The sequence below is a fragment of the Lutibacter sp. genome (assembly GCF_033723435.1).
In the GTDB taxonomy this organism is placed as follows: Bacteria; Bacteroidota; Bacteroidia; order Flavobacteriales; family Flavobacteriaceae; genus Lutibacter.
In genome coordinates, this window is the sequence record NZ_JAWVXC010000001.1 from 243,137 (window position 1) to 258,854 (window position 15,718).

Sequence of the window (15,718 nt, forward strand, 5' to 3'; positions counted from 1 at the left end):
TTAATAAATAATGTTATATAGAAAAAAAAGCCAGTTTTTTTAACTGGCTTTTTTATTTATTATAAAATATATTTAAAATTTTCCGCTATCTACATCTTTTAAAAATTTAATTAGTCCATTAAAATATGTTTTTTGATCATCATACTGTGATAAATGACTTCCATTTTTACAGTATAAATATCTCCCATGTTTCACTTGATTAGACATCCATTCCATATATTTTGGATCCATTGTATCGTATTTTGCACCGATAACCAATGTTGGAATTTTTAAAGTTTTTAACCGTTTTGAAACATCCCATTCTTTAAGTGTTGCATTGCCTGCCATTCCAAATTCACTTGGTCCTTGCATGTATACGTAGATATTTGGATTTAAATGCTTAAAAAGCAGATTGACAGAATTTGGCCATTTATCTACAGGCATTCTTAATATATGCTGTGTGTAATAATAATTTGTGAGTAGTTCTTCATATTTAGGATTTGCATAATCATTATTAGCTTCCATTGTTTTAATTTCTTTCAAAACTTCAGGAGGTAATTTAGGACCTAAAACTTCATTAGCATATTTTCCGTATTCAGGAGCACTTGCCATCATATTAGAAATGATAAGACCTTTTAAATTATCTTGATACTTTAATGCATATTCCATAGCTAAAATACCTCCCCAAGATTGGCCTAATAAGTAAAAATTATCTTTGTCTAAGTTTAAGGCTTTTCTAACTTGTTCAACTTCATCTACAAAGCGTTCTGTAGTCCATAAAATAGAATCGTTTGGTTTATCGCTATAATAGGAATCTAATTGATCATAATAAATATATTCAATACTTTGATTAGGGAAATAACCATCAAAACAATCAAATTCTTCGTGGGTTCCTCCAGGACCTCCATGAAGTAGTAATACTTTTATTTTTGGGTTATTCCCTACTCGCTTCGTCCAAACTTTAAATGTACCTTTAGAAGTTGTAATAGGAATCATCTTAATACCACCTGTAAATTGATCATCACTTTTGGAATAATCTAAATAGCTTGATTTATAATCCGATTTTTTATCGGAAGTTTCTGTTTTACAACACCCAAAGAATAAAGGTAATAAGATTAAAATCTTAAATAGGTTATTTTTCATAATCATAATGATTTAAAAGTTGATTTAAATTTTTTTAAATATATATAAAAATATCAACTTTTATTTATCATTAATATTTGTTAGCGGAATTGGACTTGGAACAATATTATTTATAGGTTTAACCGTCTTAAAATATTCAAACATAGCTCTTAAATCACTATCCGTTAACTTTCTAAAGTTTTGCCAAGGCATTGGAGGCAAAAGCATTCTTTGATTTTCAATCCCCTTAAATTTACCCTCACTTAATGCTGTTTTAAAGTTTTTAAATGTCCAATTACCCAATCCGGTTGGGTCCGGTGTAAGATTTGATGCAAAAGAAACTCCCCAAGGACCTACAAAAGCAGTTAAGTCGCCATTCATCAGCATCCATTTACCAGGCTCAATATCATTTTTATTAATTTTTGGCAAAGGTTCATCACCTGAGTAACCACTAAAACGTCTTTCTAAATCTGGTACTGGGCCTTTTGGTGTCATTTTTTTTGGAGAATGACAATCATCACAACCAATGGTGTTCACTAAATAGGCACCTCTAGTAATCATTTCCTGAAGTGTATCTATAGGTTTGTAAGCCTCTTTTTTATTCATATCCAAAGCTTTAGCTTTTTTGCATTTAGATAAAAATACAATAGTCACAATACAGCAGCTATAAAAAATTAATTTTTTCATTTTGATTAAGTTTTAGTTAGTAATTAGTTTATTTATTAAAAGTTTAATAATCTAAATTATCCATAAAATCCTCCCTTTGTTCAATTTTCCTATTTTTAATTTTTACTTAACGCTCCATCGTCTTATTTTAAAGTCAAATACATCTGGTCTAGAATAATGACCAACTACATCAAACATACGTTTAGCAGCTATAATTTCGTCAAAATCAATATCTGCATATATAATTCCTTCTTCCATTTCTAAAGGGCCAGCAATAATTTTTCCGTTTGGGGAAATAATACAACTATTACCCGTATTTATCCATTCTCTACCTTTAGGATAAAGTTTTTTAAATTCGTATTCTTCAGGAATATCCTCCATTTTAAGTGACATACAAGTACTCATAATAAAAACACCTCCTTCTCTAGCTATATGTTGCATGCTTAAAAGCCAATTTGGACTTTTATCCCAAGTAGGCGCAACCATAATTTGTGCGCCGTTTTGATATATTGCATTTCTAGCCAAAGGCATTAAATTTTCCCAACAAATAAGCCCTCCAATTATTCCTGCAGAAGTTAGATATGATTTAAGTGTATCTCCTTTTCCTTGCGCCCAAATTAAACGTTCAGCACCTGTTGGTATTAACTTTCTGTGTTTTCCTATAATTTCTCCTTCATCATTAATAAATAAAAGACTGTTATATAAACTGGCACTACTCGTTTCCGAATTTTTTTCATTAATTCCCATTACAACATTTATGTTAGCAGCTTTTGCAGCTTTGCAAAGTTGTGTTGTGGAATCATCTGGAATTGAAACAGCATTTTCTACTAATTTAATGTAAAGCTTATTTAATTCAGCGCCTTTACTATTTGGGATTAGCCAAACCCAATCGGGATACCCTGAAATAAATGCTTCTGGGAAAACAATTAATTTTGCTCCATTTTTCCCAGCTTCAAGTATTGCTTTGCAAGCTTTTTTTAAAGTTTCTTGTTTATTTAGAAATATAGGGGAAATTTGCGCAGTAGAAATCTTAATTACACTCATTTTTAATGATTTATAATAAATAACCAGAACTTATTAATCAAATAAGATTAATATTTTCAAATTATTTAATAGTTTAGTTAGTATTCAAAATATTACTATTCCATATCAAAATTGAATAGTAAACAATAATTAAAAAGTCTTTCTTAAATAAAAAATAGTAAATTATTTAAGTTTAATTTATGGAGTGATTTTTTTTTGTTTTCCTAAAAATAAGATAATTAAACGAATAACTAAAATATATTTTAAAAATTACATCATCTTAAAAAAAGATCTAATTTAAAAAAAGCCTTATTTCTTTTAGTATTATTTAACAATTATTTCTTTTTAAATTAGTATAATTGCATATGCTTAAAAGAATTATATACATCGCTTTTGTATTTTCCTTTGTAACAGGATTTTCGCAAAAAACTATATTAAAAGACACTATTAGTCCAATAACATTTTCAGTTGCTTTAAAAGGACAAATAATAGATAATCTTTCAAAAAAACCTTTAGCAGGAGCTAATGTTTTTAATTTAAATTCCGTAATAGGTTCTGTTTCTGATGACGATGGTAAATTTGAAATTGAAACTAGAGCAAACGATACGCTTTATATATCTTATGTTGGATTTCAATCTATTAAGCTAAAAATAACAAATGATTTATTAAAAGGAAATGAATTAGTAATTGAATTACATCAAAAAACAGAACAGTTAAAAGAAGTAGTTGTTAATGCTACTAAATTAATAGGTGTTTTAGAAATTGATGCTAAAAATGTTCCTAAAGATAAATATGCTAGAATTCATATAAATGGATTACCACAAACTTATGAAGTTGGTGTAAAACCTAATAAAAATTTTAATTCTCCTGTTGATGCATTATTTAGACCAATTGATTTTGTGTACAACTTGTTTGGTAAAAAACCTAAGCAACTTAGAAAGTTAAAAAAACTAAAAGATGATGATCATTTACGTTCTATGTTAGAAGCTAAATTTAACCGAGAATTGATGATGGAGTATTTAGATATGGATGCTGCGGAACTTAATGATTTGTTAAACCAATGTAATTATTCCGATTATTTTATAAAATCTGCTAGTGATTTACAACTTATTGAAGCTGTTTTGTTATGTTACGAAAATTATAAAGCAATAAAAAAAGGAAGCACTATAAAACACGAAAACAAAAATTAAATTTTAACATCTGTTATACCAATACGGTTTTAAAAGTAGAATTTCTTACAATTAAATTAGTTTTAATTTCTACCGTTTTGTTTACAATTTCATTTTCGTTATTAATTTCATCAATCAAATATTTTACTGCAGTTGCTCCTATTTTATTCCCTGGTTGATCAATAGTAGTTAATTTTGGTTCAATAATAATAGAATTAGCAGAATTACTAAATCCTGCAACAGCAATTTCTTCAGGAATTTTTATAGCATGTTTATTAAGCGTTTTTATAACTCCAATTGCTGTTCCATCCGTTATCGCAAAAACCGCATCAGGCCTTTCTTTAAGACTCAATAAGATATTGGTAAATCGTTTTCCTTGATGCATGGATATATCCGATGCACTTAAAATAATTTTTTCATCCATAGGCAAGTTATACGTTTTTAAAGCTCGTAAATATCCCATATATCGCAATTCAGATATGGAAGAATTTTCTAACTCTTTAATTATAGCAATTCGTTTCTTACCTAAATTAATTAAATGCTCAACTACTCTAAAGGCTGCATCTTCATCATCTATTACAACTTGAGTACAAGGGACTTTTTTAGAAACTTTATCAAATAAAACTAAAGGTATTTGTTCTCTTATTTTAATAATTTCATCTACTTTAATAGTTTTACGTGTTAACGACAATAAAATTCCATCTACACCAAATTGCATCATGGTTTGCAACATTTCCGTTTGCTTAGTTTCATTATTTCTCGATTCAGAAATAATTACTTTAAAACCTTTTATTTCAGCTTCTCTAATAATTCCTTTCAATAAAGTTGCAGTAAAATAATGAGAGATATCAGGAACAATTACACCTATTATATTAGTTTTATGAGCTCTAAACCCTTTAGCAAACAAATTTGGAAGATAGTTTAATTTCTCAGCTACCTGCAAAACTTTACCTTTTGTTATATCGCTAATATCTGGATGATTATTTAATGACCTTGAAACTGTTGAAACGGATACTCCTAATTCTTTTGCTATTTTTTTTAGGGTAGTTACATTTTTTTTTGCCATACATTTCAGAATTATATTTACAAATGTACAAATGTTTTCTTTTATGCAATCGTTTTCGCAAACGTTTGCGTTAGTAATTGATATTTTTTTAATTACAATTATTTAATATTAATTTAATTTAGGCTCAGATTTTAAAGAAATATTAATTTAAACTATATACTTATGAAAAAATACTTTACAGTACTCTTATTATTAATAGGGTCTATTACCTTTGCGCAAATTACTGTGAAAGGAACTATTACGGACCAATCTGGTAATCCATTGCCTGGAGTAAATGTTGTTATTACGGGGTCATCCCAAGGAACAACCACAAATTTTGAAGGTAAATATGAACTTTCCTCAAATTTAACAGGAACTCAAGAAATTAAAGCTGTATTTCTTGGTTATGAAACTCAAGCAAAAAAAATAGATTTTTCAAATAACGCTACGGTTGATTTTATGCTTAAAGAGAGTGTTGAAAGCTTAGATGGCATTGTTTTAACAGCAACTTCAACAAGAAGATCACAAAAAGAAACTCCATTATCAATTACATCTTTTAGCGCAAAACAATTAGCTGAAGTAAATACTAGTAGTCAAGCTGATATTTTAGCAAGTGTACCAGGTATTACTACTGAAGGTGGTGGTGGTGAAGTTGCTTCAAATGTTTTTGTAAGAGGTTTGCCTTCTGGAGGTCAATTTCAATTTAATCCATTAGAAATAGATGGAATGCCTGTATTAAGTACGTTTGGTTTAAACTCATCTGCTCATGATGTTTATTTTAGAAATGATTTAGGCATGAAAAGTCTAGAATTTGTACGTGGTGGTTCCTCTATATTATATGGAGTTGGGTCTGTTGCTGGTATTATAAACTATACTAGTATAACAGGTACTGATACTCCACAAAACATTGTTAGATTAGAAACTGCAACTAAATCACGTTATAAAGCAGACTTTTTAACTGCTGGTAAATTAGGTGGTGAAGATTCTAATTTATATTACGCACTTTCTGGTTTTTATCGTTATGATGAAGGTCCTATTAAAACAGGATTACCTACAGAAGGTTATCAATTACGCGGAAATATTAAAAAGGTAACGGAAAAAGGTTCTTTAATCGTTTCTGGTCAATATATTGATGATCAAGTACAATTCTTTTTACCATACCCTTTAGAAGGAGGAACAAGAAATAGACCTATAGGTAATGATGGTGAAAAAATTATGACCTTGCAAACTTCAGCTGCAGCTGATATCTCTTACCCTACTCCTGATGGTATTTATCATTCTCCAATTAGAGATGGAGTTTCTACAATTGGAGGTTATTTAATGGCTAATTTTAAACATAATTTTACAGATGATTTAAAATTAGACGCAAAATTTAGATATTCAAAATACAAACATCAATTCAATTTATTTTTAGACGGAAGTGGTGTTAGTGGAGCAAAAGTTGTTGAAACACAACAAGAATATATGGATACCAGAGGAATTACAAGCGGAACTTTTAGTTACTTAAATGGTGCTCCATTAGCTTCAAATGCATTATTATTTGAAAATAGAATATTAGATAGAAATAGACCTATCAGAGAATTGGTTGGTGAATTTAAATTAACAAAAAAAGCAGGAGCACATAATATTACAGGAGGAACTTTCCTTTCTCGTTCAGAAGCTGGTGATTTTAATGTTATAACTAATTATTTAAGTGAATATAACAATAGACCAAAATTAATTGAACTTTCTGGCTATAGTATTAATGGAGTTACAAATAGAGGAACTGCATACACAAACAGAAATATTTCAAGTAATAAAATAGCTTTCTTTTTAACAGATGAAGTAAAACTAGATAAATGGAATTTTGATGTTGGATTTAGAGTTGAAAATGCTTCTGGAGATATTAGAAATGAAGGAACTCAATCTTACACTGTCGATAATACAGGAATTACAAATTTAGATAATGTAGTTTGGGGTAATGGAAGTTATAATAGAGGGCATGTTTCTGCAACTGATTTTGCTGTTGCTTTAGCTGCATTACGCAAAATTAATGATAATTTAAGCGTGTATGGTAACTTTTCTAGAGGTTATTTCTTCCCTGAATTAAGAGGTACTAAATTTGATGCTGCAGGAGATCCATCATCTTATAAAACAGAAAAAATTATACAAGGCGAACTTGGTTTAAAATACGGAAGCAGTACTTTTTCAGGAACTTTTGCTACCTATTTAACTACATTAACTGGAAGAAGATCAATTAGTTTTATTAATGCTCCAGGTGGTGGTTTTGAAGAAGCTGTTGACAAACAAAACACTAGAACTTATGGTGTTGAAGGAACTTGGAATTGGAAATTTGCTGAGAATTTTGGTTTAAATGGAACAATAACTTATCAAGATCATAAACTAACTAAATCTGAATCAGACCCAACTTTAGAAGGAAATAAATTAAGAAGACAACCTAATTTCTTAACTAAAATTGGCTTAAATTATAACGATTCAAAATTTGATGGAAATATATCTTACAACTATAATGGAGATAAATATTCAAATGATGCTAATACTATAAAATTAAATGGTTTTGGTGTTACTAATTTAAATCTTGGATACACATTCCCTTTAAGTGAAGATAATGAAACATTACGTTTAGGAATGCAGGTTTACAATATGTTCAATTCTGAAGGAATTACAGAAGGTTCTCCTCGTTTAGGAAACAACCAAACAGAAGAAGAATATTTTGTAGGTAGACCAATATTACCTGCAAGATTATTTATGAATATTACATTTAATTTTTAATAAGTTAACTTTGTTTTTGAATACATTAATAGGCTAAGTCCTATTAATGTATTCTTTTATACACCTACAATTATAATGGTAAAATCATTAGAAAATACTGCAAAACAAATTTTAGATTCTAATTATCAAGAAAAAGGATTTACAATTCCATGTAAAGGATTATATCCTTTTCAATGGAAATGGGATTCAGGTTTTATTGCAATTGGGTATGCACATTATGATACGGATAAAGCAAAATCTGAAATAAAAACATTACTTGACGCACAATGGTCTAACGGTTTTTTACCTCATATTATATTTCATAACGAAAGTGATACTTATTTTCCAGGACCTGAATTTTATCAAATTAACTTAAATCCATACGCAACAAAAAAATATAAAACTACAGGTTTAACACAACCTCCAGTAACCGGTTTTGTATTAGAAAAAATGTATGAAATTGTGGAAGATAAATCAGATATGTTAGATTTTATCAAATCCATAATTGATAAAGTATATTTGAATCATTTATATTTTTATCAAAATAGAGATCCAAAAAATGAAGGGTTAGTTTATATTTATCATAATTGGGAATCCGGTACAGATAATTCTCCAATCTGGGATGAAATTTGGGATACTATGGATTCACCAAACTATGAATTTGAAAGAAGAGATACGGATCACGTAGATGCATCTCAAAGACCTACAAACATTGAGTATAATAATTATTTATATTTAGTAGATATTGCAAAAAAATGTCATTATGATGATGAAAAAATTGCAGAGTCCTCCCCTTTTTTAGTTCAAGATCCTTTATTTAATGCTATGCTAATTAAATCAAATGAAGCTTTAATAAACTTATATAAGATTATTGGAGGAAACGAAGATAAAATTCAACAACTTGAAAAGTGGCAAAACAAAAGCATAAAATCATTTAATGATAAATTATATGATGAAGAGTTAGAAGCTTATATTCATTATGATATGAAAAATGAAAAAGCAATAAAATTAATTACTTCATCCTCTTTTACTCCTTTGTTTGCTAAAATTCCAAGTAAACAAAGAGCAGAAAAACTAATAAATACATTAGTTACAAAATTTGGAAAATCTGACATGTATTTATGTGCTTCTTTTGATCCAACCAGTGAAAAATATAATCCTAAAAAATATTGGAGAGGTCCTGTTTGGATAAATATTAATTGGATACTTTATTATGGTTTACATAATTATGTTTATAAAGAATTAGCTGATAGATTGAAAAATGACACATTTGAACTTATTAAAAAAGTAGGTTTTTTTGAATATTTTGATGCCAGAAAATCTGAATACACAAAAAACATAACAGGATATGGAGGAGCTAACTTTTCGTGGAGCGCTGCTTTATATATTGATTTAATTAAAAATTAAAGATAAACATATATGAATTGGCTTGATTATTTAGTAGTAATTTTATATTCCTTTGGATTTTTAGGATTAGGTTATTTTTTTAAGGAAAATAAAAATGCTAAAGATTACTTTTTAGGTGGACAAGACATGGGCTGGTTTCCATTAAGCCTTTCCACTATGGCAACCCAATTATCAGCAATAAGCTTTATCTCTGCTCCTGCTTTTGTTGGTTTAGCTCAAAATGGAGGAATGAAATGGTTAACGTTTGAATTTGCAGTTCCATTAGCAATGATTGGTATTATGCTAATTATAATTCCACCTTTGTACAGAGCCAATATTGTTAGTATATATGAATATGTTGAAAATCGTTTCTCAACTTCAACTAGAATTACTTTAAGCGTTGTATTTCAAATAAGTAGATCTTTAGCTACAGGTGTAATGGTTTACACTATTGCTATGATTCTACAGGCTGTTTTGCAAATTAGTTTTCATTGGACTATAATTATTATCTCAGTTATAACGCTTATATACTCCTATCAAGGAGGAATGAAAGCTGTTGTTTGGGGAGATGCTATTCAGATGATTATTTTATTTGCAGGACTAGTAATATGCTTAGTATATGGTTGGAATTTATTACAAGAATCTGGTAATTTTAATGGATTTGATCCGCAAAGACTTGAAGTAATTAACTTTTCAAATTTAGGTTTAAATGGTGATGAATTTGGATTTTGGCCAATGGTTTTAGGTGGTTTATTTTTATACATATCTTATTACGGAACGGATCAAACACAAGCTCAAAGATTGCTTTCTGCTAAAAATGAAAAAACTATCAAAAAATTATTATTAGCAAATGGACTACTTCGTTTTCCTGTGGTTTTAGTGTATTGCATAATGGGATTAATTATTGGTGCTTTAGTGCATTTAATGCCGGATTTTTTACATGATATCACACAAATGACTAAAACTCATTATCCCGAACAGTTTTTAGCTAATGGAATAAAAGCTGATTTAATGATTCCTGTTTTTATTACAAAATATTTACCTCATGGTTTAATTGGAATATTAATTGTTGGAATTTTATCTGCTGCAATGTCATCATTAAGTTCTACAATTAATTCGTTAGGAGCTGTTAGTATTGAAGATTTCTTTAACCGAGGTTCTAAAAAAATAAGTACAGATAAATATATAAAATTCTCAAAGTATGCAGTTTTGTTTTGGGGAGCAGTTTGTATTGCTGCCGCTTATCTTTTTGGGGGAAGTAAAGGAACAGTTATAGAACTTATTAATATAATTTCATCACAATTTTACGGACCTATATTAGCAACATTTGTACTTGCTATTTTATTTAAAAGAGTAAATCATATTGGAATGAATATTGGAATTATTGGTGGTGTAGTACTTAATTTACTTATTAAATATAATTTTGATAATATTTTTTGGATTTGGTTTAATTTAACTGGTTTTATTGCTACAATGCTTTTAGCAATAGTTTTTAGTGAAGTTTTTAAAACCTCCAAAACTAAAATAAATACCAATATTAATTTCAAATTGAAAAGATCAGACTTTTTATCAAAAGAAGTATTAATACTTGTGCTATTTTTTATAGCAATTATTGTTTTTAGTTTAGAATTACCTAACATTTTAGGTAATATTTAAACATATTTAACTTAATATTTAAAATGAAACTTAATTTACACAAAAACGAAATTAAAAATTCGTTATATAACCTTTATGGAGAAAAATCAGATTGGATTATTGAAAAAGTTGAAGAATTACTTGAAAAATATAGTAGTTTAAGTTCTTTAAACGAAACTCCTTTATCTGAAAAAGATGTAATTCTAATTACTTATGGAGATAATATTCAAAAAGGTGGTAAAACCCATTTACAAACTTTAAATGATTTTATCGGCGAATACTGTTTACCTGAAATAAATACGACTCATCTTCTTCCTTTTTTTCCATTTACTTCAGATGATGGTTTTTCAGTATCTGATTATTTTAAAGTAAATCCAGATTTTGGTACTTGGAATGATATTAATAAACTTTCTAAAAACAGTAATTTAATGTTTGACGCTGTAATCAACCACATGTCAAAATCATCAAATTGGTTTAAATCCTATTTAAATAATGAAGAAAATTTTAAAGATTATTTTATAAATGTAAATCCAAATGCTGATTTATCAAAAGTAGTACGCCCAAGAGCGTTACCTCTATTAACAGAATTTGAGGATACAAATAAATCAAGAAGACATATTTGGACCACTTTTAGCGAAGATCAAGTAGATTTAAATTTTTCTTCTCCTGAAGTTTTTGTAAAAGTTTTAGAAGTGCTTTTATTTTATATTAGTAAGCAAGCCAAATTTATTAGGTTTGATGCTGTAGCTTTTTTATGGAAAACAATTGGAACAAGTTGTATCCACCTACCTGAAACACATACTATAATTCAGCTTTATAAAAAAATTATTACTTCAATTACCAAAAATATATATTTTATTACCGAAACAAATGTTCCTCATAATGAAAACATATCTTACTTTGGTGATGGGAAAAATGAGGCTGATTTAGTTTACAATTTCACCTTGGCTCCTCTTCTTGTTTACTCCATTATGAAAAACAATGTAGAAACACTTACAAATTGGGCAACTTCATTAAAATTGCCTAGCAATAAAGTTTGTTTCTTTAATTTCACTGCTAGTCACGATGGCATTGGGGTTAGACCTTTACAAAACATAATTTCAGATGATGAAATTAATGAACTAGCTAAATGGACAATAAAACATAATGGAAAAGTATCCTACAAAAATAATGAAGACGGTTCTCAATCTCCATATGAATTGAATTGTAATTATATGGATATTTTAAGTAATAAAAATGATAATGATGAGTTTCGTGCAAATAAAATGTTGTTAACTCAAGCAGTAATGTTAGCAATTCCTGGAATACCTGGAATATACATACATTCATTAATTGGATCACAAAATTATTATAAAGGAGTTGAAGAATCAGGTATAAACAGAAGAATAAATAGAGAAAAATTAGATTTTGATATGCTTAAAGATGAACTTAATAATAAAAATTCTTTAAGAAATATGGTTTATTCTAATTATAAAACTCTATTACGTATTAGAACTTCTGAAAAAGCCTTTAATCCTTTTGGAAAAGCAAGTTATAGAGTAATTCAAAAATCTATTTTTGTAATAAAAAGAGAATTTGAAAATCAAGTTATTTATGCAACTTTTAACTTCGGGAACAAATCCATTAAAATAAATGCATTATCCCAAAATGTTTTTGATTTAATTAATAAAAAAGAAATTAAAGAATCTACTTGGGAAATTAAACCTTATAATTTTGTTTGGTATAAATCATAAAATATGAAAGTAGTTATTGCTCCTGATAAATTTAAAGGTTCTCTTTCTGCTCAAGAAGTGTGTAATGCAGTCGAAAAAGGATTAAAAAGATTTGATTCTTCTATAACATGTATAAAACATCCTTTAGCTGATGGTGGCGAAGGCACGCTTGATATTTTAGAACAATATTTAACCTTAGAAACAGTTTTTTTAAGAGTTAAAAATCCAATATTTGAAACTATTGTTTCCAGTTATAAAACTTCAAAAGATACTGCATTTATTGAAATGTCTAAAGCTTCAGGATTAGAGTTATTAAAAGAAAATGAAAGAAATTGCTTTTATACTTCAACTTTTGGAACAGGAGAACTAATTGCCGATGCTGTTGAAAGAGGATTTAAAAATATTGTACTTTTTATTGGAGGTAGTGCTACTAACGATGCTGGAATAGGAATGGCTGCCGCATTAGGATATGAGTTTTTTGATAGCAATAATTCTATAATAAAACCTATTGGTAAAGAATTAATAAACATTACTAAAATTTCATCTAAAAATGTAAAATTTAATTTAAGTGAAATTAATTTTAAAATAATTTGTGATGTTAAAAATCCATTATATGGAAAAAATGGAGCAGCATTTGTGTATGCAAAACAAAAAGGAGCAAATTCAAAAGAAATTGAAATTTTAAATGAAGGATTAATAAATTTTGATACTCAGGTTAAAAAAAGTTTAAAAATAGACGTTGCAAATATAGAAGGTGCTGGAGCAGCTGGAGGTTTAGGTGCTGGCGCTTTATCCTTTTTAAATGCTCAGTTGGTTTCAGGAATTAACTTTGTGTTTGAACAAACCAATTTTAATAATTATTTTAAACAAAATATTGATTTAATTATTACTGGTGAAGGAAGTATTGATAAACAAACACTTGAGGGCAAAGTTGTTAAAGGAATCTGTGAAGAAGCTAAAAAATTTAATATTCCGGTATGCATTGTTTCAGGAATTATAGAAGATAAACAGTTAATACTAGCTAAATTAAATCCCATTGCTTTAAATTCAATAATGGAATTAAAAGTTTCTACTGATGAAGCTATGAGTAATGCAAAATTTTATATTGAAAAAATAATTTTTAACCAGCTTAAAATTATAAAAAAAGCCAACTAAAAAGTTGGCTCTTTTTATAATTAATTAGTCATTTATTGATTTCCTAAAATTATTGGCATTCCATTTTTTCCACTTCCAATAACAATAACTTTACTATTTGATGAATTAGATAATTGTATAGTAGCATCTATACCTTTATCTTGAAGAATTTTATCCGTTAATGAAGCACTTAATATTCGGTTAGCATCTGCTTTACCTTGAGCTTCAATTACTTGCCTTTCTGCTTCTTTCTTAGATTTTTCAATTCTAAATTTATATTCTAAAGATTCTTGTTCTTGCTTTAATTTTCGTTCAATTGCATCTTTTATAGTTGAAGGTAATGTAACATCTCTTACTAAAACTTCATTTAACTGAACATATTGACTATCTAAAATTCGTTTTGATTCCTTAAAAATCTCTAATTGAATTGTATCTCTTTTACTTGAGTATAATTCTTCTGGAGTATAACGCCCAACAACACTTCTTGCTGCAGATCTTAATACAGGTCCAATAACTTTATCTTGATATTGTTCTCCTTTTTGTTGGTGTAATTTTCCTAACTCATTATACTTTGGTTGAAACCAAGCAGTCATTTCTAAAGAAATATCTAAACCATTTGATGAAAGTACTTTCATTTTTTCAAACAGTTCTTGTTGTCTAACTTCATATACCACAACATTGTTCCAAGGAGCTACTATATGAAATCCTTCGCCTAATGGTGGTTTATCAGTTACTACTCCTCCATCAAAGCGTTTCCATAAAACACCTGCTTCCCCAGCATCTATATTTACAGTTGATTTTGAAATAAAAATAATACCAACAATTACTAAAAGTATAATTGGCATTAGTGTTTTTGGTAGTTGAAATTGTTCGTTGCTCATTTTTTTAAGTTTAATTTTCCATAAAAATACAAAACTGAATCTACAAATTCAGTTTTGTATAGTATTTAAATTATTCTTGTTTAGGTAAAAATGCGCCTTTTGTTAATACTTTTACATTTTGTAAGGTTGAATTCTTGTCTATTATTTCAACCCATTCTTCAGATTTTGAGCCAATATTAACTTTAACTTTTTCAAAATTCATAGAAGTACCTTTATCTTCCTTAAGAGCTAGGATATAATAGTTTCCATTATCCTCCAATAATGCACCTGTTGGTAAAGCTGTTTTTTCAACGGAATTGACCAAAATTTGAGCTTCAACAAACATACCAACTAAAAATGGCTCATTTTCATCTTTTAAATGTCCATGAACTTTAACTGTTCTGGTTACGTCATCAATAGATTTTCCAATTAAATGTACTTCGGCATTATAAGATTTATTTGAGTTTTCAGGTATTTTAAATTTAATTTCCTGACCTTTTTTAATTTTCAAAACATCTTTTTCAAATACGACTAATTCCAAGTGTTTATGCTCATTATTTACAATTTCAAGTAACACATCTGAAGTATTCATAAATTTTCCAACACTTGCGTTAACCATAGTAATGCTTCCTGTAATTGGTGCATAAACTGGCAATATGGATGTTATTTTACCAGTTTCAATATTTAATGGATTTATATTCATTAACTTTAGTTTTTGAGACAATCCATTATGCAAAGCTAAAGCACTTTTATAATCGCTTTCTGCTTTTAAAAAGTTCCTTTGAGAGGATATTTTTTCAGCAAATAATGTTTTTTGTCTATCGTATTCGCTTTTTAAATAATTTAACTTTTGAGATACTTCTAAATAATTTTGCTGTATTTCAATAAAATCAGGATTTTCAATAGTTAAAAGTAGTTGTCCTTTTTTTACTTTATTACCTACTAATAAAGGAGCTGTTTTAATGTAACCGCCCATAATAGCACTTACTTTTGCTCTATTAGCTGGTGGAACATCAACCATACCGTTTGTTTGTATAGTTTCATTAAATTTTTGCAAGGAAACATTTCCTAACTCCATTTTTGCTGTTTCAAATTGAGGTTTTGTTATTTCAATTAAACTAGCAGTTTCCATCTCTGTTTTTTCATTTTTAGCTGTTGGTTTTGAATCATTACATGAAACCAATACCGTAAAAATTGAAATTATGTATAGTGTGTTTATTATATAATTTTTCATGA

12 protein-coding genes are annotated in these 15,718 nt (G+C 28.2%); 6 read left to right on the top strand and 6 right to left on the bottom strand.

Annotation, left to right across the window (positions count from 1 at the left end):
* Positions 1-72: 72 nt before the first annotated feature.
* From R3342_RS01110 to R3342_RS01120, 3 genes are all read right to left on the bottom strand, one after another.
* A complete protein-coding gene (locus R3342_RS01110) occupies positions 73-1,122 on the bottom strand; it encodes a proline iminopeptidase-family hydrolase (RefSeq protein WP_318937792.1) in 1,050 nt (349 codons plus the stop codon).
* Positions 1,123-1,182: 60 nt separating this feature from the next.
* Positions 1,183-1,788, bottom strand: a complete 606-nt coding sequence (locus R3342_RS01115; protein WP_318937793.1) for a diheme cytochrome c-553 — start codon at positions 1,786-1,788, stop codon at positions 1,183-1,185.
* Positions 1,789-1,890: 102 nt separating this feature from the next.
* Positions 1,891-2,811 carry a carbon-nitrogen hydrolase family protein gene (locus R3342_RS01120; protein WP_318937795.1) on the bottom strand — a complete coding sequence of 307 codons (921 nt, stop codon included), beginning with the start codon at positions 2,809-2,811 and terminating at the stop codon, positions 1,891-1,893.
* A gap of 344 nt (positions 2,812-3,155) precedes the next feature.
* On the opposite strand from R3342_RS01120, the gene R3342_RS01125 reads away from it, so the two are divergent.
* Positions 3,156-3,980 (top strand): carboxypeptidase-like regulatory domain-containing protein, encoded by an 825-nt coding sequence (locus R3342_RS01125; protein WP_318937796.1) that lies wholly within the window; start codon positions 3,156-3,158, stop codon positions 3,978-3,980.
* A gap of 13 nt (positions 3,981-3,993) precedes the next feature.
* On the opposite strand, the gene R3342_RS01130 is transcribed toward R3342_RS01125, so the two are convergent.
* Positions 3,994-5,025 carry a LacI family DNA-binding transcriptional regulator gene (locus tag R3342_RS01130; RefSeq protein WP_318937798.1) on the bottom strand — a complete coding sequence of 344 codons (1,032 nt, stop codon included), beginning with the start codon at positions 5,023-5,025 and terminating at the stop codon, positions 3,994-3,996.
* A gap of 162 nt (positions 5,026-5,187) precedes the next feature.
* Between R3342_RS01130 and R3342_RS01135 the strand changes: the two genes are divergently transcribed.
* The 5 genes from R3342_RS01135 (at position 5,188) to R3342_RS01155 (ending at position 13,643) form a co-directional block, all read left to right on the top strand.
* Positions 5,188-7,776, top strand: coding sequence for a TonB-dependent receptor (locus R3342_RS01135; RefSeq protein WP_318937800.1), 2,589 nt, complete (start codon positions 5,188-5,190; stop codon positions 7,774-7,776).
* Positions 7,777-7,851: 75 nt separating this feature from the next.
* Positions 7,852-9,162, top strand: a complete 1,311-nt coding sequence (locus R3342_RS01140; protein WP_318937801.1) for an MGH1-like glycoside hydrolase domain-containing protein — start codon at positions 7,852-7,854, stop codon at positions 9,160-9,162.
* Positions 9,163-9,174: 12 nt separating this feature from the next.
* The gene (locus R3342_RS01145; RefSeq protein ID WP_318937802.1) at positions 9,175-10,797 is read left to right on the top strand and encodes a sodium:solute symporter family transporter; all 1,623 of its coding nucleotides are present in this window, start codon (positions 9,175-9,177) and stop codon (positions 10,795-10,797) included.
* A gap of 23 nt (positions 10,798-10,820) precedes the next feature.
* Positions 10,821-12,509 (top strand): sugar phosphorylase, encoded by a 1,689-nt coding sequence (locus R3342_RS01150; RefSeq protein WP_318937804.1) that lies wholly within the window; start codon positions 10,821-10,823, stop codon positions 12,507-12,509.
* 3 nt (positions 12,510-12,512) lie between these two features.
* The gene (locus R3342_RS01155) at positions 12,513-13,643 is read left to right on the top strand and encodes a glycerate kinase (RefSeq protein WP_318937805.1); all 1,131 of its coding nucleotides are present in this window, start codon (positions 12,513-12,515) and stop codon (positions 13,641-13,643) included.
* A 32-nt stretch (positions 13,644-13,675) separates the two neighbouring features.
* Here the strand turns inward: R3342_RS01155 and R3342_RS01160 are convergent, their stop codons facing one another.
* On the bottom strand, positions 13,676-14,503 hold the full coding sequence (locus R3342_RS01160; RefSeq protein WP_318937807.1) for a prohibitin family protein: 828 nt from the start codon (positions 14,501-14,503) through the stop codon (positions 13,676-13,678).
* A gap of 70 nt (positions 14,504-14,573) precedes the next feature.
* Entirely contained in the window at positions 14,574-15,716 is a 1,143-nt protein-coding gene (locus tag R3342_RS01165; RefSeq protein WP_318937808.1) for an efflux RND transporter periplasmic adaptor subunit, read from the bottom strand.
* Positions 15,717-15,718: the final 2 nt, after the last annotated feature.